This window comes from Cupriavidus sp. MPR-AND1C, from assembly GCF_058809705.1.
In genome coordinates, this window is sequence record NZ_JBXASU010000017.1 from 68,009 (window position 1) to 87,697 (window position 19,689).

The 19,689-nt window shown below is 64.3% G+C and carries 19 protein-coding genes; 5 read left to right on the forward strand and 14 right to left on the reverse strand.

Annotation, left to right across the window (positions count from 1 at the left end):
- Window positions 1-43: 43 nt before the first annotated feature.
- The 9 genes from AC1RWI_RS12420 to AC1RWI_RS12460 form a co-directional block, all read right to left on the reverse strand.
- On the reverse strand, window positions 44-649 hold the full coding sequence (locus AC1RWI_RS12420) for a 2-hydroxychromene-2-carboxylate isomerase (RefSeq protein ID WP_043349543.1): 606 nt from the start codon (window positions 647-649) through the stop codon (window positions 44-46).
- A gap of 142 nt (window positions 650-791) precedes the next feature.
- A complete protein-coding gene (locus AC1RWI_RS12425) occupies window positions 792-1,214 on the reverse strand; it encodes a CopD family protein (RefSeq protein WP_043349546.1) in 423 nt (140 codons plus the stop codon).
- A 614-nt stretch (window positions 1,215-1,828) separates the two neighbouring features.
- Window positions 1,829-3,232 carry an AAA family ATPase gene (locus tag AC1RWI_RS12430; protein ID WP_492866682.1) on the reverse strand — a complete coding sequence of 468 codons (1,404 nt, stop codon included), beginning with the start codon at window positions 3,230-3,232 and terminating at the stop codon, window positions 1,829-1,831.
- A gap of 12 nt (window positions 3,233-3,244) precedes the next feature.
- On the reverse strand, window positions 3,245-4,525 hold the full coding sequence (locus AC1RWI_RS12435) for a glutamate-5-semialdehyde dehydrogenase (RefSeq protein WP_043349549.1): 1,281 nt from the start codon (window positions 4,523-4,525) through the stop codon (window positions 3,245-3,247).
- Window positions 4,526-4,641: 116 nt separating this feature from the next.
- Window positions 4,642-5,682, reverse strand: coding sequence for a DNA polymerase III subunit delta (holA, locus tag AC1RWI_RS12440; protein WP_043349552.1), 1,041 nt, complete (start codon window positions 5,680-5,682; stop codon window positions 4,642-4,644).
- A gap of 64 nt (window positions 5,683-5,746) precedes the next feature.
- A complete protein-coding gene (locus AC1RWI_RS12445) occupies window positions 5,747-6,268 on the reverse strand; it encodes an LPS-assembly lipoprotein LptE (RefSeq protein ID WP_052494686.1) in 522 nt (173 codons plus the stop codon).
- Between the two features lie 49 nt (window positions 6,269-6,317).
- Window positions 6,318-8,954 carry a leucine--tRNA ligase gene (gene leuS, locus AC1RWI_RS12450; protein WP_043352317.1) on the reverse strand — a complete coding sequence of 879 codons (2,637 nt, stop codon included), beginning with the start codon at window positions 8,952-8,954 and terminating at the stop codon, window positions 6,318-6,320.
- Between the two features lie 146 nt (window positions 8,955-9,100).
- Window positions 9,101-9,898: a 4-hydroxy-tetrahydrodipicolinate reductase gene (dapB, locus tag AC1RWI_RS12455; RefSeq protein WP_043349554.1), complete on the reverse strand. Its 798-nt coding sequence runs from the start codon at window positions 9,896-9,898 to the stop codon at window positions 9,101-9,103.
- Between the two features lie 63 nt (window positions 9,899-9,961).
- Window positions 9,962-10,525, reverse strand: a complete 564-nt coding sequence (locus AC1RWI_RS12460) for an outer membrane protein assembly factor BamE (RefSeq protein WP_043349556.1) — start codon at window positions 10,523-10,525, stop codon at window positions 9,962-9,964.
- 199 nt (window positions 10,526-10,724) lie between these two features.
- Between AC1RWI_RS12460 and fur the strand changes: the two genes are divergently transcribed.
- The gene (gene fur / locus AC1RWI_RS12465) at window positions 10,725-11,156 is read left to right on the forward strand and encodes a ferric iron uptake transcriptional regulator (RefSeq protein WP_043349559.1); all 432 of its coding nucleotides are present in this window, start codon (window positions 10,725-10,727) and stop codon (window positions 11,154-11,156) included.
- Between the two features lie 71 nt (window positions 11,157-11,227).
- Here the strand turns inward: fur and AC1RWI_RS12470 are convergent, their stop codons facing one another.
- The 3 genes from AC1RWI_RS12470 to tkt all read right to left on the reverse strand — a co-directional run bounded on the left by AC1RWI_RS12470 (window position 11,228) and on the right by tkt (window position 15,627).
- Complete coding sequence (locus AC1RWI_RS12470; protein WP_492866685.1) at window positions 11,228-12,211, reverse strand: LysR family transcriptional regulator; 984 nt, start codon at window positions 12,209-12,211, stop codon at window positions 11,228-11,230.
- A 283-nt stretch (window positions 12,212-12,494) separates the two neighbouring features.
- Window positions 12,495-13,493, reverse strand: coding sequence for a type I glyceraldehyde-3-phosphate dehydrogenase (gene gap / locus AC1RWI_RS12475; protein WP_043349563.1), 999 nt, complete (start codon window positions 13,491-13,493; stop codon window positions 12,495-12,497).
- 97 nt (window positions 13,494-13,590) lie between these two features.
- Window positions 13,591-15,627, reverse strand: coding sequence for a transketolase (tkt, locus tag AC1RWI_RS12480; RefSeq protein ID WP_492866687.1), 2,037 nt, complete (start codon window positions 15,625-15,627; stop codon window positions 13,591-13,593).
- 130 nt (window positions 15,628-15,757) lie between these two features.
- Here tkt and AC1RWI_RS12485 point away from each other — a divergent pair, with 130 nt between their 5' ends.
- From AC1RWI_RS12485 to AC1RWI_RS12500, 4 genes are all read left to right on the forward strand, one after another.
- The gene (locus tag AC1RWI_RS12485) at window positions 15,758-16,594 is read left to right on the forward strand and encodes a spermine/spermidine synthase domain-containing protein (RefSeq protein ID WP_492866689.1); all 837 of its coding nucleotides are present in this window, start codon (window positions 15,758-15,760) and stop codon (window positions 16,592-16,594) included.
- A gap of 72 nt (window positions 16,595-16,666) precedes the next feature.
- Window positions 16,667-17,107 (forward strand): VOC family protein, encoded by a 441-nt coding sequence (locus AC1RWI_RS12490; RefSeq protein ID WP_043349570.1) that lies wholly within the window; start codon window positions 16,667-16,669, stop codon window positions 17,105-17,107.
- Complete coding sequence (locus tag AC1RWI_RS12495) at window positions 17,107-17,865, forward strand: 16S rRNA (uracil(1498)-N(3))-methyltransferase (protein ID WP_492866691.1); 759 nt, start codon at window positions 17,107-17,109, stop codon at window positions 17,863-17,865. The genes AC1RWI_RS12490 and AC1RWI_RS12495 overlap by 1 nt, the downstream gene beginning before the upstream one ends.
- A gap of 54 nt (window positions 17,866-17,919) precedes the next feature.
- Window positions 17,920-18,519, forward strand: a complete 600-nt coding sequence (locus tag AC1RWI_RS12500; protein WP_492866693.1) for a YidB family protein — start codon at window positions 17,920-17,922, stop codon at window positions 18,517-18,519.
- Between the two features lie 83 nt (window positions 18,520-18,602).
- On the opposite strand, the gene AC1RWI_RS12505 is transcribed toward AC1RWI_RS12500, so the two are convergent.
- Together AC1RWI_RS12505 and AC1RWI_RS12510 are read right to left on the reverse strand one after the other, a co-directional pair.
- Window positions 18,603-19,202 (reverse strand): barstar family protein, encoded by a 600-nt coding sequence (locus tag AC1RWI_RS12505; protein WP_043349577.1) that lies wholly within the window; start codon window positions 19,200-19,202, stop codon window positions 18,603-18,605.
- A complete protein-coding gene (locus tag AC1RWI_RS12510) occupies window positions 19,199-19,555 on the reverse strand; it encodes a guanyl-specific ribonuclease (RefSeq protein ID WP_318230911.1) in 357 nt (118 codons plus the stop codon). The genes AC1RWI_RS12505 and AC1RWI_RS12510 overlap by 4 nt, the downstream gene beginning before the upstream one ends.
- Between the last annotated feature and the right edge of the window lie 134 nt (window positions 19,556-19,689).

Here is a 19,689-nt window from a genome sequence, read left to right on the forward strand (position 1 = left end):
CGGACGGGGTCGGATAGCGCGCAGTGTACCGCGCTCCGGGGCTTCAGCCCGCCGCGAGGGCGCGATCGAGGAAGTCCAGGCGGTCCTGGCCCCAGAAAGGCTGGCCGTCATAGACGTACCACGGCGCGCCGAACGCGCCGACGGAAACCGCGTCCTGGGTATGCTGCGTATAGGCGGCCTGGACAGCCTGCGCGTCACTCGCCTTGAGCAGCGCCGCGCCTTCCAGGCCGATGCTGTCGGCCAGCTGCGCCAGCGTGGCGGCGTCGGCGATATTGCGTTGCTCGGCCCACAGGGCGCGGCCAATGGCGCCGATCAGCTCCATCGCGCGGGCGGTGCCATGGGCCAGTTGGACAGCGATGACCAGCTTGCTGGCGGCGTCGCCGGAGACCGGAAAAAAGGTCGGCTGCGGGTTCAGCGGCAGGCCGAGAAACTCGCTCCAGCGGGCCAGTTCGACCAGGCGGTAGGCCTGGCGCTGCGGCGGACGCTGCGCCAGCGGCAAGCCACCCGAAACAGAGAACACGCGGCCCAGGTCGCAGGGCTTGAGATTGACTTGCACGCCATGCTTGGCCGCAATCGCGGTGAAGCGTTCGTGGCCAAGGTAGACGAAAGGCGATTGCGGGGTGAGATAGTAGTCGACCTGCTTGCTCATCATGTCCTCTGGACGGAGTGGGGCGAGACAACCGCGCGGTGAATGCGGCAATGCTGCGTGAAACGAACGAAATACGATACGAGAGAAAACCCAGACCCAGCGGCCCGCGCAGGCGATGCGCGCGGCTGCAGGCCAACGCGCGTCAGAACGGCTTGACCACCACCAGGATCACCACCGCCAGCAGCACCAGCACCGGCAACTCGTTGAACCAGCGATAGAAGGTGTGCGACCGCGTATTGCGCCCACCCTCGAACTTCTTGAGCAGCACGCCGCAGCCATGGTGATAGCCGATCAACACCAGCACCAGCGCCAGCTTGGCATGCATCCACCCCTGCCCCGGACCGCGCCCGATCCCGTAGCCGATATACAGCCACAGCCCGAACACCAGCGCCGGCACCGCCAGCATGGACATGAAGCGGTAGAGCTTGCGCGCCATCAGCAGCAGGCGCTGCACGCTGGCCGGCTCACGCTCCATGGCGAGGTTGACGAAGATGCGCGGCAGGTAGAACAGGCCAGCGAACCAGGAGACAACGAAAACGATGTGCAGCGCTTTAACCCAGAGCATCTATTACCTAAAACGAGCGAAAATAGTAAGGAGGCGACGCTCCAATTCCTGAAAGGATCCCAGAGCTCTCAGATGGTGAAAGTCCTCTGTCTTCTCCGCTACCCGCGCGCGTATGCGCCTAACGGGGAGACCCGCGAGTCTCCGTCCACGAAGACCGCTAGCAGCACGTATCGCCTCAAATAGCGTTTCCTTTGGGTCTGGAAGCCGCTCCCACTCACCCGCCTCCGGAAGCCTCAACGGATCACGCCCGTTCGGATTTCCCGCAGCAGTTCGGATGGCTTGTTCACTCCCCAACAGCCACGCCTCGGTCATGCGCACGGGCACAATGGGAATCCAATCTTGATCATTCCCATTCATTGCTTGATCTATCTCTTCGAGGCGATCTCGATAGGGATCGCGCTCCGCATCGCGATGGATGAATAGCACCTCGCAAGGGTAGGCGCGCAGGACTTCCTCAACACGAGCCCTTAGTCCATGACCTGCAGGCAAATCATGCTGCGCAAATTGAGGCACTGTCCTCAGCGCAGGGAAGTGGCTCTCGATAAGCCACTGTAGCGGGGTCATGAGCGCGCCATCTGAAGATCCATCGGCCAAAAGCGTATACCGTACCTGAGTCAATGGGCGATCTCCGGCAGAGGTAGTGTCAGTTGAGTTTCCAGACGCTCACGAACTGTTTCATTTTGGGCCGACTCAGTATCTTCCGGCTTGTTCAGATAAGCTACAAGTGTGCCCAGGGACGTGGGATGGTGTTCCGGCATCAACGCTGCACGCCACGTTTCAGCGACAAAACTGAAGTCCGTATACGTGGCGCCGTCTTGTCGATAGCTACCGCAAACAACTAAGTCAGCCGTGCGTAGGCTTTGAACGACGAGAGGCGAGTGAGTATTAATAATGACTTGACGCAACGGATTGTCATCGCAGGCCTCTTCAAGCGGATCCACGGCCATATCGCGAAGCAATTTCGTCATAGCACCCACGCGAGATGGATGAATTCCATTCTCTGGCTCTTCTAGACAGATAACACCTCCAGCATCGCGATCGGCATGCATGATCGCAAGCGCAAGAAATCTCAAGGTCCCATCAGATAGAGCCTTCGCGGGAAAACTAATCCCATCCTTATTTGTCATTACCAGTGTTTTCGTCTGCCGCCTTTCATCAACATCGACAGATAGCTCGGAAACGTCAGGCAGAAGCTCTGACAGCCGAGCTGCAATCAGTCCATCAGTTCCAAGTCGCTTAAGCGTCGCAGGCATATGCGCGCCAGTCGGCGACACCCCTACATCACTTGGCGTTGAGAATTCATCCTCTTTCCTGAGCGCGCTGGGTTCCAATTGCAGCAAAATCCAAGACTCCATCTCTCTTCTTGCCGCAAATGCGGTCGGACGATCAACAGACGAGATAGTGCTTAGTACCGTTCGGCGAGCTCCCAATGCCGAAAAGCGTTCCGGCCGTCCTCGACTACCGCTTTCATCTTGGTGAACAAATACGCTATCTCCCTCTGTCGAAATAAATGGAGATGTTTTTGTACCGCCTTTAATCGACTCCCAGAATGCATCTGACGCTGGAAACAGCGTACGACGAAACTCGCTCTTAGGAACGAACCGCAACGCTTCTTTTTTTAGCAGGATACGCTCGGATTCAATCTCATCTGCAGGAACATATTGAAGCACCAATTCGTAGCGCAACAGGGTCACCCGCGGCTCTGCTTGCTGATCGAAATCATCAACAACACTATTTGGCACAATAAACTCGGCAGCTATCTCAATAGTGTCCCGCATGGAACTACGCGTCCGGGTGAAAATTGAAGCAATTGCGCCACTTGGCTTTTCGCCTCGATCTCGGACTCTGCGGGCAGCATCCATGATTGACAACCGCGTCAGATCGCTCAGAAAAAGGATGACATCGAACAGATTTGATTTTCCAGCACCATTTGCGCCAGCAATGCACGTGAATGGTCCAAAATGTACCGTGACGTCATCAAGACTCTTAAAGCCCTTAACACTAAGCTTTGTGAGCATATGCCTCCTCAATCAGGTGCGGATCTCGCCGTGGCCGAACACCACGTACTTCAGCGAGGTCAGGCCTTCCAGGCCGACCGGGCCGCGTGCGTGCAGCTTGTCGTTGGAGATGCCGATCTCGGCGCCCAGGCCGTACTCGAAGCCATCGGCAAAGCGCGTCGACGCATTGATCATCACGCTGGCCGAGTCCACCTCGCGCAGGAAACGCATGCCGGTGGTGTAGTTCTCGGTGATGATGGAATCGGTATGCGCCGAGCCGTAGGTATTGATGTGCTCGATGGCCTCGTCCAGCCCGGCCACGGTGCGGATCGCCAGCACCGGCGCCAGGTACTCGAGCCGCCAGTCTTCTTCGGTGGCGTCGACCAGGCCGGTGAAACCGGCCGCTTCCAGCGTGGCGCGGGTAGCGGCGCACACGCGCAGCTCCACGCCCTTTTCCTGGTAGATGCGGCACAGCGGCGGCAGCGCCGCGGCGGCGACAGCGCGCGCGACCAGCAGCGTTTCCATCGTGTTGCAGGGTGCGTAGCGCTGGGTCTTGGCGTTGTCGGCAACGCGCACGGCCTTGTCCAGATCCGCGTCCACATCGATATAGACGTGGCAGATACCATCCAGGTGCTTGATCATGGGCACCCGCGCTTCTGCCATCAGGCGCGCGATCAGGCTCTTGCCGCCGCGCGGCACGATCACGTCGACGTATTCGGTCATGGTGACGAGGCGGCCAACCGCGGCGCGGTCGGTGGTCGAGATCACCTGCACCGCTTCGGGCGGCAGGCCGGCGGCGGCCAGGCCCTCGGCCACCAGGGCGGCCAGCGCGGTATTGGAATCGATCGCCTCGGAGCCGCCGCGCAGGATGGTGGCGTTGCCCGACTTCAGGCACAGCGCGGCTGCGTCGATGGTCACGTTGGGGCGCGATTCGTAGATGATGCCGATGACGCCCAGCGGTACCCGCATCTGGCCCACCTGGATGCCGGTGGGACGGAATTTCATGTTGCTGATCTCGCCGATCGGGTCCGCCAGCGCGGCGATCTGTTCCAGGCCGGCGGCCATGGTGTCGATCGCCTTGTCCGAGAGCGTCAGGCGGTCGATGAAAGCGGCATCCTGACCGTTGGCGCGGGCACGCTCCACGTCGCCGGCGTTCACGGCCTTGAGGTGCGCGGCGTCGCGGCGGATGGCGGCGGCAATGGTCAGCAGCGCGCGGTTCTTGTCCGCGGTGGAGGCGCGCGCCATGGCGCGGGAGGCGGCGCGGGCCTGCTGGCCGACGCGGTCCATGTATTGCTTGAGATCGAGCTCGTTCATATTCCTGGCCAGGGGACCCGGCCCTCAATGCTTGGTTTTTTGTCGGCTACGGCTGGCTATGCGGGTCACTGGCAGTGATCTCCAACGACCGCGCTACCGGCTACCGGCCTGCGGGCTTACCGGGCGATGGTCAGCGCCAGCTGCAGCAGGCCATCCCAGGGCTCGGCCGGCATGCCTTCGGCGCGCAGGCCCTTGACCTGCCGGTCCAGCTTGGCGGCCATGCCCAGCGCCGCTTCCAGCTGCGCCAGCGAGAGGCGCTGCGCGGCCTGCGGCACCAGCTTTTCGCGCGGGCCCCATATACGCAGTTCACGCGTCAGGACACCGATCTGCTTGCCTGCCGCCAGCCCTTGCCGGACCTTGGATAATACGCGAATTTCCTCGGTCAGCGCCCACAGCACCAGCACCGTGGCCTCGCCCTCCCCGCGTAGCCCTTCGAGCATGCGCACCAGGCGCGGCACGTCGCCGCTGAGCATGGCTTCGGAGAGCTTGAAGACGTCGTAGCGGGCCACGTTGAGCACCGCATCGTGCACCTGCTCGAAGGTCAGCGGACCAGCGGGATACAGCAGGCCGAGCTTCTGGATTTCCTGGTGAGCGGCCAGCAGGTTGCCTTCGACCTTGTCGGCGATGAACTGCAGCGCGCGCCGCCCCGGTTCGCCGGGCTCGACCCGTTGCTGCTGCAGCGCCAGCCGCTCGCCGACCCAGGCCGGCAGCCGGGTGCGGTCGACGGAATCAACCTTGATCGACACGCCGGCGGCGTCCAGCGCCTGGAACCAGGCCGACTTGGCCGTGGCAAAGTCCAGCCGCGGCAGCGTGATGAACATGACCACGTCCGGCGAAGGCTGGGCAGCCACCGCGCGCAGCGCCTCGCCGCCGTCCTTGCCGGGCTTGCCGGAGGGAATCCGCAGCTCGACGATCTTGCGGTCGCCGAACAGCGACATCGATTGCTGCGCCTGGACCACGTGGCCCCAGTTGAAGCCGCGCTCGGAAGACAGCACCTCGCGCTCCGTGAAGCCGGCCTCGCGCGCAGCCTGGCGCAGGCGGTCGACCGCCTCCAGCACCAGCAGGTGCTCATCGCCATGCACCACGTAGAGCGGAGCCAGGCCGCGTCCCTTGGCCTGGCGCAGGTGCGCTTCGAGTCCATCGAGCTTGAGCTGCATGCCGTGCGCTTCTTTCCTCTGTCCTTGCCTGTTGGGCTTGTCTGGCCGGCGTTTATCGCGCCGCTCAGATGGCCTTGACCGCGCTCAGCCGGCGAATCAGCTGCTGCACGATGTCACGCTGCATGTCGCGATAGAGCTGCTGCTCTTCGTAATCCTTGGCCAGCGTGTTGGCTTCGTTGTAGGTCAGGTCGCGCGTGAGCACCAGTTGCGACGGCGCGATCAGCTCCTGGCCGCCGGCGTCACGCAGGCGGAAGGTGAAGCGCTGCGTCAGGCGATACTCGCGCACCACGCCGGTGGTGGTGATCGACAGCACTGTCTTGGTACGCGTGTCCTGCAGCACATCGAGCAGGGCATCCGCCTCTTTCGGGTCGGTCACGATCTGCGTGTCCGACCCGTTGCGGATGGCGCGGCGCAAATCGGAGCCCATCAGCGTATTGGGCGGAATGCTCACATACAGCCGCTTGAATGCGAAGTCCGCGTTGCCGCGCATGTGAAACCCGCAGCCGCCCAGCAGGCCGGCCAGCAGCAGCGTGGCCAGGACCTTGCGGCGGCCCTGCAGCGGTCGATCCAGCTTCTGTCCATCCATGTGGGCAGCTCCCTTGTTGGCTTCTCTCAGCGCTAGTTACAGCGCCACATTAAAGAACCACGTTAACGAGGCGGCCCGGGACCACCACGATCTTCTTCGGCGCGGCGCCTTCAGCGAACCTGGCAACAATCTCGCTGGCGGCGGCCATGGCCTCGATGGCGGCGCGATCGGCAACGGCCGGCACCTTCAGGCTGCCGCGCACCTTGCCGTTGATCTGCAGCACGAGGTCCAGCTCGCTTTGCACCAGCGCGGATTCGTCCACCTGCGGCCACGCTGCGTCGAGCAAGTCGCCGTACTGCGTGGCGTAGCCGAGCTCTTGCCACAGCCCGTGGGTGATGTGCGGCACCACCGGGTACAGCACGCGCAGCAGGATGCCCAGGCCCTCGCGGCGCGCGGCGGGCGTGGCCTGCTTGGCGTCTTCCAGCGCGTTGAGCATCTTCATGGTGGCGGACACCACGGTGTTGTACTGGATGCGCTGATAGTCGTAGTTGGCCTGCTTGAGCACGCCGTGGATCTCGCGACGCAGCGCTGCGTCGGCGTCGCCGGACGGCACGGCATTGCCCGCCGCTGCAATCGCCTCGGCGTTGGCATAGCCATAGTTCCACACCCGGCGCAGGAAGCGCGAAGCGCCCTCCACGCCCGAGCCGCTCCACTCGAGCTGCTGCTCGGGCGGCGCGGCGAACATGACGAACAGGCGCGCGGTGTCGGCGCCGTACTGGTCGATCAGGGCCTGCGGGTCGATGCCGTTGTTCTTGGACTTCGACATCTTCTCCACGCCGCCGATCACCACCGGCTGGCCATCCGCCTTGAGCACGGCGCCCAGCGGGCGGCCGCGCTCATCGGTGCTGACGTCGACTTCGGCCGGGTTGTACCAGGTCTTCTTGCCCGCCGCGTCCTCGCGGTAGTAGGTATCGTTGAGCACCATGCCCTGCGTGAGCAAGTTGGAGAACGGCTCGTTGAACGTGACCAGGCCCATGTCGCGCATGACCTTGGTCCAGAAACGGGCGTACAGCAGGTGAAGGATCGCGTGCTCGATGCCGCCGATGTACTGGTCCATGGGCATCCAGTAGTCGTTGCGCGCGTCGACCATGGTGGCCGCGTCCGGGCAGGTATAGCGCATGTAATACCAGCACGAATCGATGAAGGTATCCATGGTGTCGGTCTCGCGGCGCGCCGGCTTGCCGCACGACGGGCAGGTGCACGCGAGGAAACGCGGGTCCTTGGCCAGCGGGTTGCCGGTGCCGTCCGGCACCAGGTCTTCCGGCAGCACCACCGGCAGGTCCTGCTCCGGCACCGGCACCACGCCGCAGCCGTCGCAATGGATCAGCGGGATCGGCGTGCCCCAGTAGCGCTGGCGCGAGATGCCCCAGTCGCGCAGACGCCAGGTGATCTTCTTCTCGCCCAGGCCCTTGGCACCGAGATCGGCTGCGATGGCTTCTACCGCAGCCTTGTAGTCCAGGCCGTCGTATTTGCCGCTATGGATGCAGGTGCCGTGCTCCTTGTCGCCATACCACTCCTGCCAGGCTTCGGTGGAGAACGGCTGGCCCTTTTTGGCGTCAACCATGTCGACCACTTGCTTGATCGGCAAGCCGTACTTGTTGGCAAAGGCGAAGTCGCGCTCGTCGTGCGCGGGCACGCCCATCACAGCGCCGTCGCCGTAGCTCATCAGCACGTAGTTGCCAACCCACACCTCGACCTGCTCGCCGGTCAGGGGGTGCACAACCTTCAGGCCGGTGGGCATGCCCTTCTTTTCCATGGTCGCCATATCGGCTTCCATCACCGAGCCGTGCTTGCACTCGTTGATGAAGGCGGCCAACTCAGGATTGGTCGCGGCGGCATGGGTGGCCAGCGGGTGCTCGGCGGCGACCGCGCAGAAAGTCACGCCCATGATGGTGTCGGCGCGCGTGGTGAACACATAGAGCTTGCCGTCGCCGATCAGCTTGCCGTCGTCACCGGCGATGGCATGCGTAAACCCGAAGCGCACGCCCACGCTCTTGCCGATCCAGTTCTGCTGCATGATCTTGACGCGCTCGGGCCAGCCCAGGTCGTCCAGATCGCCGAGCAGTTCCTCGGCGTAATCGGTGATGCGCAGGTAGTACATCGGGATCTCGCGCTTTTCAACCAGCGCGCCCGAGCGCCACCCGCGCCCGTCGATGACCTGCTCATTGGCCAGCACGGTCTGGTCGACCGGATCCCAGTTCACCGTGCCAGTCTTGCGGTAGGCGATGCCCTTTTCCAGCATCTTGAGGAACAGCCACTGGTTCCAGCGGTAGTAGTCCGGGCTGCAGGTGGCGACTTCGCGCGACCAGTCGATGGCCAGGCCCATCGACTGCATCTGCCGCTTCATTTCAGCGATGTTGTTGTAAGTCCAGGCTGCGGGCGCCACGCCATTGTTGAGCGCGGCGTTTTCCGCCGGCATGCCGAACGCATCCCAGCCCATCGGCATCAGCACGTTGTGCCCATTCATGCGCAGATGGCGCGCCATCATGTCGTTGATGGTGTAGTTGCGCACGTGGCCCATATGCAGCTTGCCCGACGGGTAAGGCAGCATCGAGCAGGCATAGAACTTCGGCTTCTCGCTGCCGTCGGCCAGCTTCGCCTCTTCCGATACGCGGTAGGCATCGATGGCTTGCCAGTGTTGCTGGGCGGCTTGTTCAACGGCTGAGGGAAGATATTTGTCTTGCATGTTCAGGACAACGGCGCGGTGCGTCGGCGTGCGAAAAGCGTGGAAAAGATAAGCGGCGGGCAAGCCTTGCGGCGCCCGCCTGCGCTGGAACGGCGAAAGTGCCGATTATAACCGTCGGCACTTTCGGCGCAGGGCCTGCCGGGGCCTTACTTCAGGCCAAGCACGTCCTGCATGTCGAACAGCCCGGTGGGCTTGTCGGCGAGGAAGCGCGCCGCGCGTAGCGCGCCCTCGGCATACGACTGGCGGCTCGACGACTTGTGCGTGATCTCGATGCGCTCGCCGGTGCCGGCGAACATCACGGTGTGGTCGCCCACGATATCACCGCCGCGCACGGTGGCAAAGCCAATGGAATTGGGGTCGCGCGGGCCGGTGTGGCCTTCGCGGGCAAACACGCCGCAGGTCTTCAGATCGCGGCCCAATGCCTTGGCCACCACCTCGCCCATCGCCAGCGCGGTGCCCGACGGGGCATCCACTTTATGGCGGTGGTGCGCCTCGATGACTTCGATGTCGTAGCCGGACGACAGCAGCTTGGCGGCGACTTCCAGCAGCTTGAACGTGGCATTGACGCCCACGCTCATATTGGCGGAGAACACCACGCCAATGTGCTTGGCAGCTTCGGCGATGGCGGCACGGCCGGCGTCGTCAAACCCGGTGGTGCCGGTGACCACCTTGACACCCAGGCGCCTTGCCGCTGCCAGGTGCACGAGCGTGCCCTCGGGACGGGTGAAGTCGATCAGGCAGTCGGCGCCAGCGAGGGCAGCTTCGATATCCGAGGTGATCACCACGCCCGTGGCGCGGCCCAGCAGCAGCCCGGCATCCTGGCCCAGCGCCGGGGCCCCCGGCACATCCAGCGCGCCCGACAGGGTGACGCCTTCGGTGGCGAGTACGTGTTCGATCAGCATACGGCCCATGCGGCCGGAGGCACCTGCGATGGCGATATTCATGGCGTGTCAGCAGTCAAAATACAAGCCGGCCGCGTGATGCGGCCGGCATTCGGGCCTGAAGGCTCAGTTGGTCGGGCTGGCGGGGCCACCGGCTGCGGCGGACGAGGCGGCGGCAGCCGGCGCTGCAGGCGCCGCAGCCGCTTCCGACGCCGCGGCACCGGTTTCAGCCGGTGCCTTGGGCGTCGGTATCTTGCCCGCCTGCATGGCCTTCATGCCGTCGATTTCGGCAATCAGTTCATATTCGGACGGCAGTTCGTCACCACCGAACTTGACCAGCTTGTCGCCATCGAAGAACACGGTATAGCGGCGCTGCTGCACCACCGGCGTATTGCCGCGGCGGAACGAGAACACATAGTCCCAGCGATTGCCGTGGAACACATCGGCCAGCAGCGGCGTGCCGAGCAGGAACTTGACCTGCTCGCGCGTCATGCCTTCACGCAACTGGGCGGCGGCTTCACGCGAGACAAAGTTGCCTTGCACGATATTGATACGGTACGGCGTGATCGCGTTGGCGACCTTGCGCGACGTATTGTCATAGGTGGAGCACGCAGCCGTTAGCAGAGTAGCTGCAGCCAGCACAGTAGTAACCAGCGTCGGACGCATGGCGGACGAACGAAATGAACGCATGTATCTCGCTTCTAGAAGGGAGAGAAAAGTGCCGATTCAGGCCCTCACGGCGCTTACCATGAGGCGGCAGCGGCGATGGATCATCGCGAGCGCAGCCTAGGGCTGGTGACCGAGCCCCGGGCAACCGCCGGGGCGACTTTTGCCGCCAAAACCCTTATGATTCAACTATCCAGACATTGTACTCTAGGGAGTCACGCCCATGCCGAGTCCGGCGGACCTCAAAAATATCGGTCTTAAAGCGACCGTACCGCGCCTGAAGATCCTCGAGATCTTCCAGACCAGCGAGCAGCGCCACCTCAGCGCGGAAGATGTTTACCGCATCCTGCTCAACGAACAAATGGATATCGGCCTTGCAACCGTCTATCGCGTGCTGACCCAGTTCGAGCAGGCTGGACTGCTGTCGCGCAACAACTTCGAATCCGGCAAAGCCATTTTCGAGCTGAATGAAGGCAAGCATCACGACCACCTGGTCTGCATCGATTGCGGCCGCGTGGAGGAATTCTACGACTCCGAGATCGAGCGTCGCCAGCAAAGCATCGCAACCGAGCGCGGCTTCGCGCTGCAAGAACACGCATTGTCGCTCTATGGCAGCTGCACCAAGCACGAGTGCCCCCACCGGCCCAAGCGCTAAGCCTGCCGCGGCCCGCCGCGCGAACATAAAAAAACCGGCGCCAGCGCCGGTTTTTTTATTTCAAGCCTGCTTCACGACTCCGTATGATCCTGCTCGGCAACGATATGCAGGCCGCGCGCAACCGTCGGCACGCCGACGAATTCGCCCACGACCTGGCGGAACAGCCCGCGTGCCCACACCAGCATCGGGTGGGTGTTGCGGCTGCGGTGCCAGAACATGTTCAGGCCCAGCGTGGTGTTGAGTTCCGCCGGCAAGGGGAAGGCCTTGAGGCCATAGGTCTCGCAAGCCATGTCCTTGGTTAGCGCATTGACCGTGAAGATCATGTCGGTCTGCGCGGCGAGTTCCGACTGCGCGCGCCAGGAATGCACCGTCAGCGTGGCATTGCGCTTTAGCCCGCGCTGCTGCAACGCGTAGTCCAGCGGGATCAGCGACGGTGCCGGACGGCCATTGCCGCCGGAATGCGCCATGAAGATGTGACCGCAGTCGAGATACTGCTCGAGCGTGCAGGTGCCCTTGAGCACCGGATGGTTTTTACGCGCGCAAACCCAGAGGTTGAGCGAAGTCACCATCTCTTCCACGATTTCGGGATGCCGGGTCGGGAATGGCGAGAACGCCAGATCCAGCTCGTTGCCGCGCATGGCGGCCACGTCCGACTCCCAGGAATGGGATTCGACCAGCTTGATATGCAACTCCGGCGCCAGTTGCTTGATGCGCAGGATAAAGCGGTTAAAGACCGTATCGCCCAGCTCGGCGGCAAAGCCGATGTTGAGGGTGCCGGTGGCGGTGGCGGGGTCGAAATTATCGGCGTCGCCCTCGTTGATCGAGGACCACAGGTCCAGCATGTCGCGAATCTTCGGCCCCAGTTCCAAGGCTCGCGGCGTCAGGCCGTGCGGCACGCGGATGAAGAGGGGATCGTCGAAAATCTCGCGAAGGCGGCCCAGCGAATGCGAAACCGCAGGCGCGGTCATATGCATTTTTTCCGCGACGTAGGTCGCGTTTCGCTTGCTGAGCAGCTCGGTAAAAATCACGAGCAGCTTGGTATCCACATTCACCATGATCTCACCCAGGTTGGATTGGGAATTGGGAATGACCGTATCGTCACTTGCATTGGCTGCACATCGGTGTTTTCAGCACTTTCACAGTGTAAGAGCAAAGCGGGGAGTGGAACAGGAATTCCGCGCCAGCCCCTTGCACCGTGCCGGTCGTCATCCTTTTGCCAGGATCCTGGCAAAAGGACCCGCCCGGGCTTCCGATAGCTGGAGTTGCAAGCCGACGGCAAAGCGGCATCCCGGGGAATGCCGCCTTGTTCCGTGCGCAAACCAACCTATCCCGGCAAACTTACTTGGCGACCACGCGAGCCATTTCCAGCACCTTGTTGGAATAGCCCCATTCGTTGTCGTACCAGCTCACGATCTTGACGAAGGTCGAGTCCAGCGCGATGCCGGCTTCCGCATCGAAGATCGAGGTGCGTGCGTCGCCGCGGAAATCCGTGGCAACGACCTTGTCTTCCGTATAGCCCAGCACGCCCTTGAGCGCGCCCTGGCTCTGTGCCTTCATTTCGGCGCAGATCTCGGCGTAGGTAGCACCCTTTTCCAGCTCGACGGTCAGGTCGACCACCGATACGTCGGAGGTCGGCACGCGGAACGACATGCCGGTCAGCTTCTTGTTCAGCTCGGGAATCACCACGCCCACGGCCTTGGCGGCGCCAGTGCTCGACGGGATGATGTTTTCCAGGATGCCGCGGCCACCGCGCCAGTCCTTGTTGGACGGGCCATCGACGGTCTTTTGCGTGGCGGTGGTGGCGTGCACGGTGGTCATCAGGCCGCGCTTGATGCCCCATTTGTCGTTCAGCACCTTGGCGACCGGCGCCAGGCAGTTGGTGGTGCAGCTGGCGTTGGAGATGATCGCCTCGCCCTTGTACGTGCCGTGGTTCACGCCGTACACGAACATCGGGGTGTCATCCTTGGACGGTGCCGACATGATCACCTTCTTGGCGCCCGCGTCGATGTGCTTCTGCGCGCCTTCCTTGGTCAGGAAGATGCCGGTGGATTCGATCACCACGTCGGCGCCGATCTCGCCCCACTTCAGCTCGGACGGATCCTTGACAGCGGTCAGGCGGATTTTCTTGCCATTGACGATCAGGGTGTTGCCGTCGACCGACACTTCGCCGTCAAAGCGGCCGTGCACCGAGTCGTACTTCAGCATGTAAGCCAGGTAGTCGGGTTCGAGCAGGTCGTTGATGCCGACGACTTCGATTTCCTTGAAGTTGGCTGCGGCTGCGCGGAACACCATGCGCCCGATGCGGCCGAAGCCGTTGATGCCGATCTTGATGGTCATGTTGATCTCCTGAGTAGGCTAACGATCGATGGATGCGGGAAAGCGTCTGCCGGCCCGCGCGGCCGAGTCGACCGCTGCGCGGGCCCGGGAATACCTGTTACTGACCGAGCGTGTCGCGCACGGTGCGCACGACGTTCTCGACCGTGAAGCCGAAGTGCTTGAACAATACGCCAGCGGGAGCCGATTCGCCGAAGGTGTCAATGCCCACCACGGCCTGGACCTGGTACTTCCACCAGAAGTCCGTCACGCCTGCCTCGACCGCCACGCGCGGCACGCCGGCCGGCAGCACCGATGCCTTGTAGGCGGCGTCCTGCTTGTCGAACACCGTGGTTGCCGGCACCGAGACCACGCGCACGTGCACGCCATCGGTGGCCAGTTGGTCTGCGGCACCCACGGCCAGGCCGACTTCCGAGCCGGTGGCGATGATCACGGCATCCGGACGGCCGGTCTTGGGATTGTTGCCGGCGCGCAGCACATAGCCGCCCCGCGCGATATCGGCGCGGGTGGTGTCGTCACGCTTCTGGAACGGCAGGTTCTGGCGGCTGAAAATCAGGCAGCTCGGGCCGTTCTCGCGGCGCACGGCCTGGGCCCAGGCCACTGCGGTTTCGGTCGTGTCGGCGGTACGCCACACGTCCATGTTGGGGATCAGGCGCAGGCTGGCGACGTGTTCGATCGACTGGTGGGTCGGGCCGTCCTCGCCCAGGCCAATGGAGTCGTGGGTAAACACGAACAGCGTGCGGATCTTCATCAGCGCCGCCATGCGCAGGGCATTGCGGCTGTAGTCGGAGAAGGTCAGGAAGGTGCCGCCGTAGGGGATGTAGCCACCATGCAGCGTGATGCCGTTCATGATGGCGCTCATGCCGAACTCGCGCACGCCGTAGTTGATGTGGTTGCCCCAGGCATCGCCGCGCACGGCCTTGCTGCCGGACCAGTTGGTCAGGTTGGAGCCGGTCAGGTCGGCCGAGCCACCCAGGAATTCCGGCAGCACCGGCGCAAGCGCCTCGATGGTGTTCTGGCTGGCCTTGCGGGTAGCGATGGTTTCCGCCTTTTCCTCGCACTTGGCCAGGAAAGCGTCCACGGCAGCGTCAAACGCGCCTGGCAGCTCGCCGCGCATGCGGCGCTGGAATTCGCCGGCTTCGTATGGGAAGCGCTCAGCGTAAGCCTCGAACAGCGCGTTCCAGGCCTTTTCCAGCGAACCGCCGCGGGCCTTTGCATCCCATGCCGTATAGACTTCGGACGGGAGTTCGAACGGAGCGTGTGCCCAGCCCAGCGCCTCGCGCGTGGCCAGGATTTCGGCGCCGCCAAGCGGCGCGCCATGCACATCGTGGCCGCCTTCCTTGTTGGGCGCGCCCTTGCCGATCAGGGTGCGGCAGCAGATCAGGGTCGGACGGTCGCTGTGCTTGGCCTCGGCGATGGCGGCATCGACGGCGGCGGCGTCATGGCCGTCCACCGCGCGGATCACATTCCAGCCGTAGGCTTCGAAACGCTTCGGCGTGTCGTCGGCGAACCAGTGCACCACGTCGCCGTCGATCGAGATGCCGTTGTCGTCCCAGAGCGCGACCAGCTTGTTCAGCTTGAGCGTGCCGGCCAGCGAGCAGGCCTCGTGGCTGATGCCTTCCATCAGGCAGCCGTCGCCCAGGAATACATAGGTGTGGTGGTTGACGATGTCAAAGCCCGGGCGGTTGAATTCCTCGCCCAGCAGGCGTTCAGCCAGCGCCATGCCGACCGCGTTGGTCAGGCCTTGGCCCAGCGGGCCGGTGGTGGTTTCCACGCCCGGGGTGATGCCATATTCCGGGTGGCCTGCCGTCTTGCTGTGCATCTGGCGGAAGTTCTTCAGTTCGGCCAGGGGCAGGTCGTAGCCGGTCAGGTGCAGCAGCGCGTAAAGCAGCATCGAGCCGTGGCCGTTGGACAGCACGAAGCGGTCGCGGTCAGCCCACTTGGGGTTGCTCGGGTTATGCTTCAGATGACGGCCCCACAGCGCAACCGCGATATCCGCCATGCCCATCGGCATGCCGGGGTGGCCTGAATTGGCCTGCTGGACGGCGTCCATGGCCAGGACGCGGATGGCGTTGGCCATGAGTTGGACGGGCTGCGAAGCGTGCGGACTAGCGGCGGGATGAGCGAGGTGAGACATGCGGCGGGAACCTGGCGGCGGGAAAAGCGCAATTTTACCAGATCAAAGGGGGGAGTTAGGCCACCCGGCGACCCCGCCTGGCGGCCATCTGCAATGGACCGAATGGCTTTCCCCGGGCGTCGGCACCACCTTGGGCCAGATTCGGCTGCTCGCGGCAATGCGCTCGCCGTACCAGCAAATCGAGATTGGCGAGCATCCCCGCTTTGGCCGGATCTTCCGCCTCGACGGCCGCATCATGAGCGCGGAAGCGGACGCCTTCATACAGCATGAGCTGATGGTGCACCCCATGGCCGTGGCCCATGGCGCGGCGCGCTCCGCGCTGGTGGTGGGTGGCGGCGACGGCGGCTCGGCACATGAATTGCTGCGCCTGCCCTTCATGCGCGAGGTGGTAGTGGCCGAACTCGACCCCGATGTCGTGACGCTGGCCCGGGCCTGGCTGGACGGCATCCACCAGGGCGCCTTCGAGGATCCACGCATGCACCTCGCCATTGGCGACGCGCTGGGCTTGATGGAAGCCTTTGGCCGCGCGGGGCGGCAGTTCGACCTGATCGTATTCGATTTGACCGAGGCCGACGACGGCAGCCCGGCGGCGGCGCTCTTCTCCAGCCATGGCCTGCACGCCGCCCGGCGCTGCCTGGCGCCCGGCGGCGTGCTGTCCTTGCACCTTGGCCCGCCGGAACACCGCCCCGATTCGGTTAGCGTGCTCGCCGCGCGCTTGCGGCAGTGCTTTGCGCAAGTCCGGCCCATCACCACCTTCATCCCCGTCTACGGCGCGCAATGGGCCATCGCGCTGGCCAGCGACACCCTCGACGTGCGCGGCGCCGATGCCGCGCAGCTCGACGAGCGGCTGCGCGCCTGGAAGCTTGACCGCAAGCTGCGCTGCTACCACGCCGCGCTCCATTCGGCCTTGTTCGCCCTGCCCCTGCACTTGCAGGCGCTTTTCGACAGCGCCTGCGCACCCGCGTAAGATGCTCGTTCGCACCGCGAGTCTTGCCGCCCAGGCAAGCCCCGCGCGGCTTCCCGTAACCAGGAGACGATCATGACAAGACCGGCCAACACCCCCTGGCTCACCCCCTACCTGACGGTGGGCAACGGGCGCAGCGCGCTCGACTTCTACCACCGCGCCTTCGGTTTCAGCGCGGGGAACGTGGTCGACGAAAACGGTGTGCCGACCCACGCCGAGATGCACTACCAGGGCGAGCTCGTCGTGATGTTCGCGCCCGAAGGCGCCTGGGGCAGCACCGCGCGCGCGCCCCGCTCGCTCGGCGTCGAATGCCCGCAGACGTTCTACGTCTACTGCGACGATGTCGATGCCATGCACGCGCGTGCCGTCGCCGCCGGCGCGGTCAGCCTGATGGCGCCCGCCGACCAGTTCTGGGGCGACCGCTACTGCATGGTCGAGGATCCCGATGGCTACCGCTGGGGCTTCGGCAAGCCGGTGGACAAAACCGCCGGCAAGAACGAGGATGGATCCGCCTGATGCCGCCTCGCTTTTTCATTGATGCCGCGCTGGCCGCCGAGACCGACATGCCGTTGCCCGAAGCCGTGGTGCGCCATGTTCAGGTGCTGCGGCTCAACCCCGGCGACGACATCACCCTGTTCGACGGGCGCGGCGGCAGCCATGCGGCTACCCTGGTCGAAATCGGCAAGCGCCATGCGCTGGCGCGGATCGGCAGCCACGATCCGTTCGAGGCCGAGCCGCCGTTCCGCGTCACGCTGGCGCAGGGGCTGGCGGGCGGCGACAAGATGGACTGGCTGATCGAGAAATCCGTCGAACTTGGCGTTGCCGCCATCCAGCCGCTGCAGGCGGCTCGCTCCGTGGTCCGGCTCTCGGCGGAGCGGGCACAGAAGCGCCACGCGCACTGGCAGGCGCTGGTCGAGGCCGCATGCGAGCAATGTGGACGCAATCGCTTGCCGGAGGTCGCGCCGGTCGCGAACGTGGAATCCTGGCTAGGCCTGCAGGCGAAGCCTGCAGCGGCCCAAGAAGGGGCACGGCTGCTGGTATCACCGCGGGCCTCGCAGTCGCTGGTATCGCTTGCCACCGAGCAGCGCAATGCGCTGCTGGACCGCGGCGTGACGCTGCTGATCGGCCCCGAAGGCGGGCTGGCGCCGGACGAGGAGGCGGCGGCGCTGCGCGCCGGTTTCACGGGCGTGTCACTCGGGCCGCGCATCTTGCGTACGGAAACGGCCGGGCTTGCTTGCCTGGCCACGCTCAACGCGGTACTGGGCGGATTTTGACGGCACCCGCGGGCCATCCCGGCCCGGTGCCACAATCACCGGAAGGAGTCGATCATGGGACTACTCGATAGCGTGCTGGGCGGAGTGCTCGGGCAGCGCGGCAGCGGCGAAGCGGGCGCTGGCGGCCTGAACCCGAAGATGATGATGGCGCTGGGGCTGCTGGCCATGCTGGCCATGCGCCATAAGGACGGGGACAGCAGCGGCGGCGCCGCGCAGGATCCGGCCTCGGCAGGCGCGGGAGGCCTTGGCGGCCTTGGCGGCCTTGGCGGACTGCTCGGCGGGCTGATGGGCGGCGGCGCGGCCGGTGGCGCACCAGGCGGCCTGGATCTGGGCGGATTGCTCGGCGGGCTGCTGGGCGGCCAGGCCGGCGGCGCCCCCGCGCTGGGCGCGGCGGCCGGCGGCATCGGTGCCTTGCAGCAGGTCCTGGCCCAGGCCGGCCTGGGCGAACAGGTCAACTCGTGGATCGGCACCGGCGCCAACCAGGCGGTCTCGCCGTCCGCGCTGGCCAGCGCACTGGGTGGTACCGGCGCACTGGAGAGCCTGGCCGAAAAAACGGGCCTGTCCCAGGACGATGTCGCAGCCCATCTCAGCGAAGGATTGCCGGAGCTGATCGACAAGCTGACGCCGCAAGGCCAGGTACCGCCGGCGGCGTAACCCCGCGCCCTGCCGGAAAAGCAAAAGGCCCGCTGGCAGCGGGCCTTTTTTATCTTGCTGTCTTCGCGACTGCCGGCTGGCGCTCAGGCGAAGGAGTAGAACACGCGGAACTGCACCTTGCGCTCGGCCCAGAAATCGGCCGCATCACGAAACACATCCAGCAAAACCTCGCGCCCTTCCTTGTCGAACTTCTGCGCAATCGGCAGCCCTTCGAGCACGATCACGAAACCGGGCTGCGGGCCCGCCTTGTAAATCAGGTCGGTCAGGCAATCGGCCAGCGCATCGAAATTCTTGCCGAAATGCTTGGGAAAGAGGAAGTTGGTGGCGATGGTTTCCAGCACTTCCGCCTTGCTCTGGCAGTGCGCGCAGTTCGCATACAGGAAATGCTGGCCCAGCTCCGCCGCGGCCTGGGCGAGTTCGGGCACGCGAAACGCGCGGATCGACTGGACGATGTTTGGACGCACCGTCTTGAACAGGGTCATGGCTCCCTCTTGGCTGCCGTCAGTGCCGGCTGCGGGAACGGGTGCGAGCGGCGGTTGTTGCGAGAGCTCGTTGCGGGGCATCGTCAACACGTTGTCGTAAAGATTCCGGGCCTGGGTCTGGGCCCGCTGCCAGCCATCTCCGGCGCCGCGCTCTTCGCGGGCGGCAAGGGCGTCGCCCAGTCCGAAAATGTCAGTCATCATTTGGCTATCCGTTTGAAACTGTTGTAGTGGTCGTCCGTGTAGTAACAGTCGTTGGTGGCGCGTTGATCACCGCCACATACGATCCGTCGTGCTCCTCGATTTCGGCTGTTTGTCTTCACCGTGTATTCGCGGTAGTAATTGCGCGACCTTTGCGGCAGGGCGCGCTCGTAGTTGCCGAACCTCGAGCCATCCTTGGCATAGGGAAACGGGCCGCCCGCTTCGATCCGCTCCAACGTGGACTGTGCCTCGTTGGGCAACTGTTGTACTGCGATGGTTCCCGTGCCGTCATCGGCTGCCTGGCGTGCCAGCACCGGCTGCGCCAGCGCGCACGACAACGCCACGCCTGCCAGCACCCGGCTTGCCACTCGCGCCAGACCGGCGACTGAAATCCATTGTGATGCGCGCTGCGTCAAAGGAATCTGGGAACCCACGTTGCTTGTCTTGATTTGAGGACACCAACCAAACGATCCCGGCGCCGCTGCGCGGT

Bases quoted from the DNA above. Each gene is read 5' to 3' on its own strand.
- AC1RWI_RS12445 (WP_052494686.1), bottom strand. From the start codon at position 6,268: ATGGATGGACAGAAGCTGGATCGACCGCTGCAGGGCCGCCGCAAGGTC.
- dapB (WP_043349554.1), bottom strand. From the start codon at position 9,898: ATGAATATCGCCATCGCAGGTGCCTCCGGCCGCATGGGCCGTATGCTG.
- AC1RWI_RS12460 (WP_043349556.1), bottom strand. From the start codon at position 10,525: ATGCGTTCATTTCGTTCGTCCGCCATGCGTCCGACGCTGGTTACTACT.
- holA (WP_043349552.1), bottom strand. From the start codon at position 5,682: ATGCAGCTCAAGCTCGATGGACTCGAAGCGCACCTGCGCCAGGCCAAG.
- fur (WP_043349559.1), top strand. From the start codon at position 10,725: ATGCCGAGTCCGGCGGACCTCAAAAATATCGGTCTTAAAGCGACCGTA.
- tkt (WP_492866687.1), bottom strand. From the start codon at position 15,627: ATGTCTCACCTCGCTCATCCCGCCGCTAGTCCGCACGCTTCGCAGCCC.
- AC1RWI_RS12505 (WP_043349577.1), bottom strand. From the start codon at position 19,202: ATGATGACTGACATTTTCGGACTGGGCGACGCCCTTGCCGCCCGCGAA.
- AC1RWI_RS12470 (WP_492866685.1), bottom strand. From the start codon at position 12,211: ATGGTGAATGTGGATACCAAGCTGCTCGTGATTTTTACCGAGCTGCTC.
- AC1RWI_RS12490 (WP_043349570.1), top strand. From the start codon at position 16,667: ATGACAAGACCGGCCAACACCCCCTGGCTCACCCCCTACCTGACGGTG.
- AC1RWI_RS12425 (WP_043349546.1), bottom strand. From the start codon at position 1,214: ATGCTCTGGGTTAAAGCGCTGCACATCGTTTTCGTTGTCTCCTGGTTC.
- gap (WP_043349563.1), bottom strand. From the start codon at position 13,493: ATGACCATCAAGATCGGCATCAACGGCTTCGGCCGCATCGGGCGCATG.
- AC1RWI_RS12500 (WP_492866693.1), top strand. From the start codon at position 17,920: ATGGGACTACTCGATAGCGTGCTGGGCGGAGTGCTCGGGCAGCGCGGC.
- AC1RWI_RS12430 (WP_492866682.1), bottom strand. From the start codon at position 3,232: ATGCTCACAAAGCTTAGTGTTAAGGGCTTTAAGAGTCTTGATGACGTC.
- AC1RWI_RS12435 (WP_043349549.1), bottom strand. From the start codon at position 4,525: ATGAACGAGCTCGATCTCAAGCAATACATGGACCGCGTCGGCCAGCAG.
- AC1RWI_RS12495 (WP_492866691.1), top strand. From the start codon at position 17,107: ATGCCGCCTCGCTTTTTCATTGATGCCGCGCTGGCCGCCGAGACCGAC.
- leuS (WP_043352317.1), bottom strand. From the start codon at position 8,954: ATGCAAGACAAATATCTTCCCTCAGCCGTTGAACAAGCCGCCCAGCAA.
- AC1RWI_RS12420 (WP_043349543.1), bottom strand. From the start codon at position 649: ATGAGCAAGCAGGTCGACTACTATCTCACCCCGCAATCGCCTTTCGTC.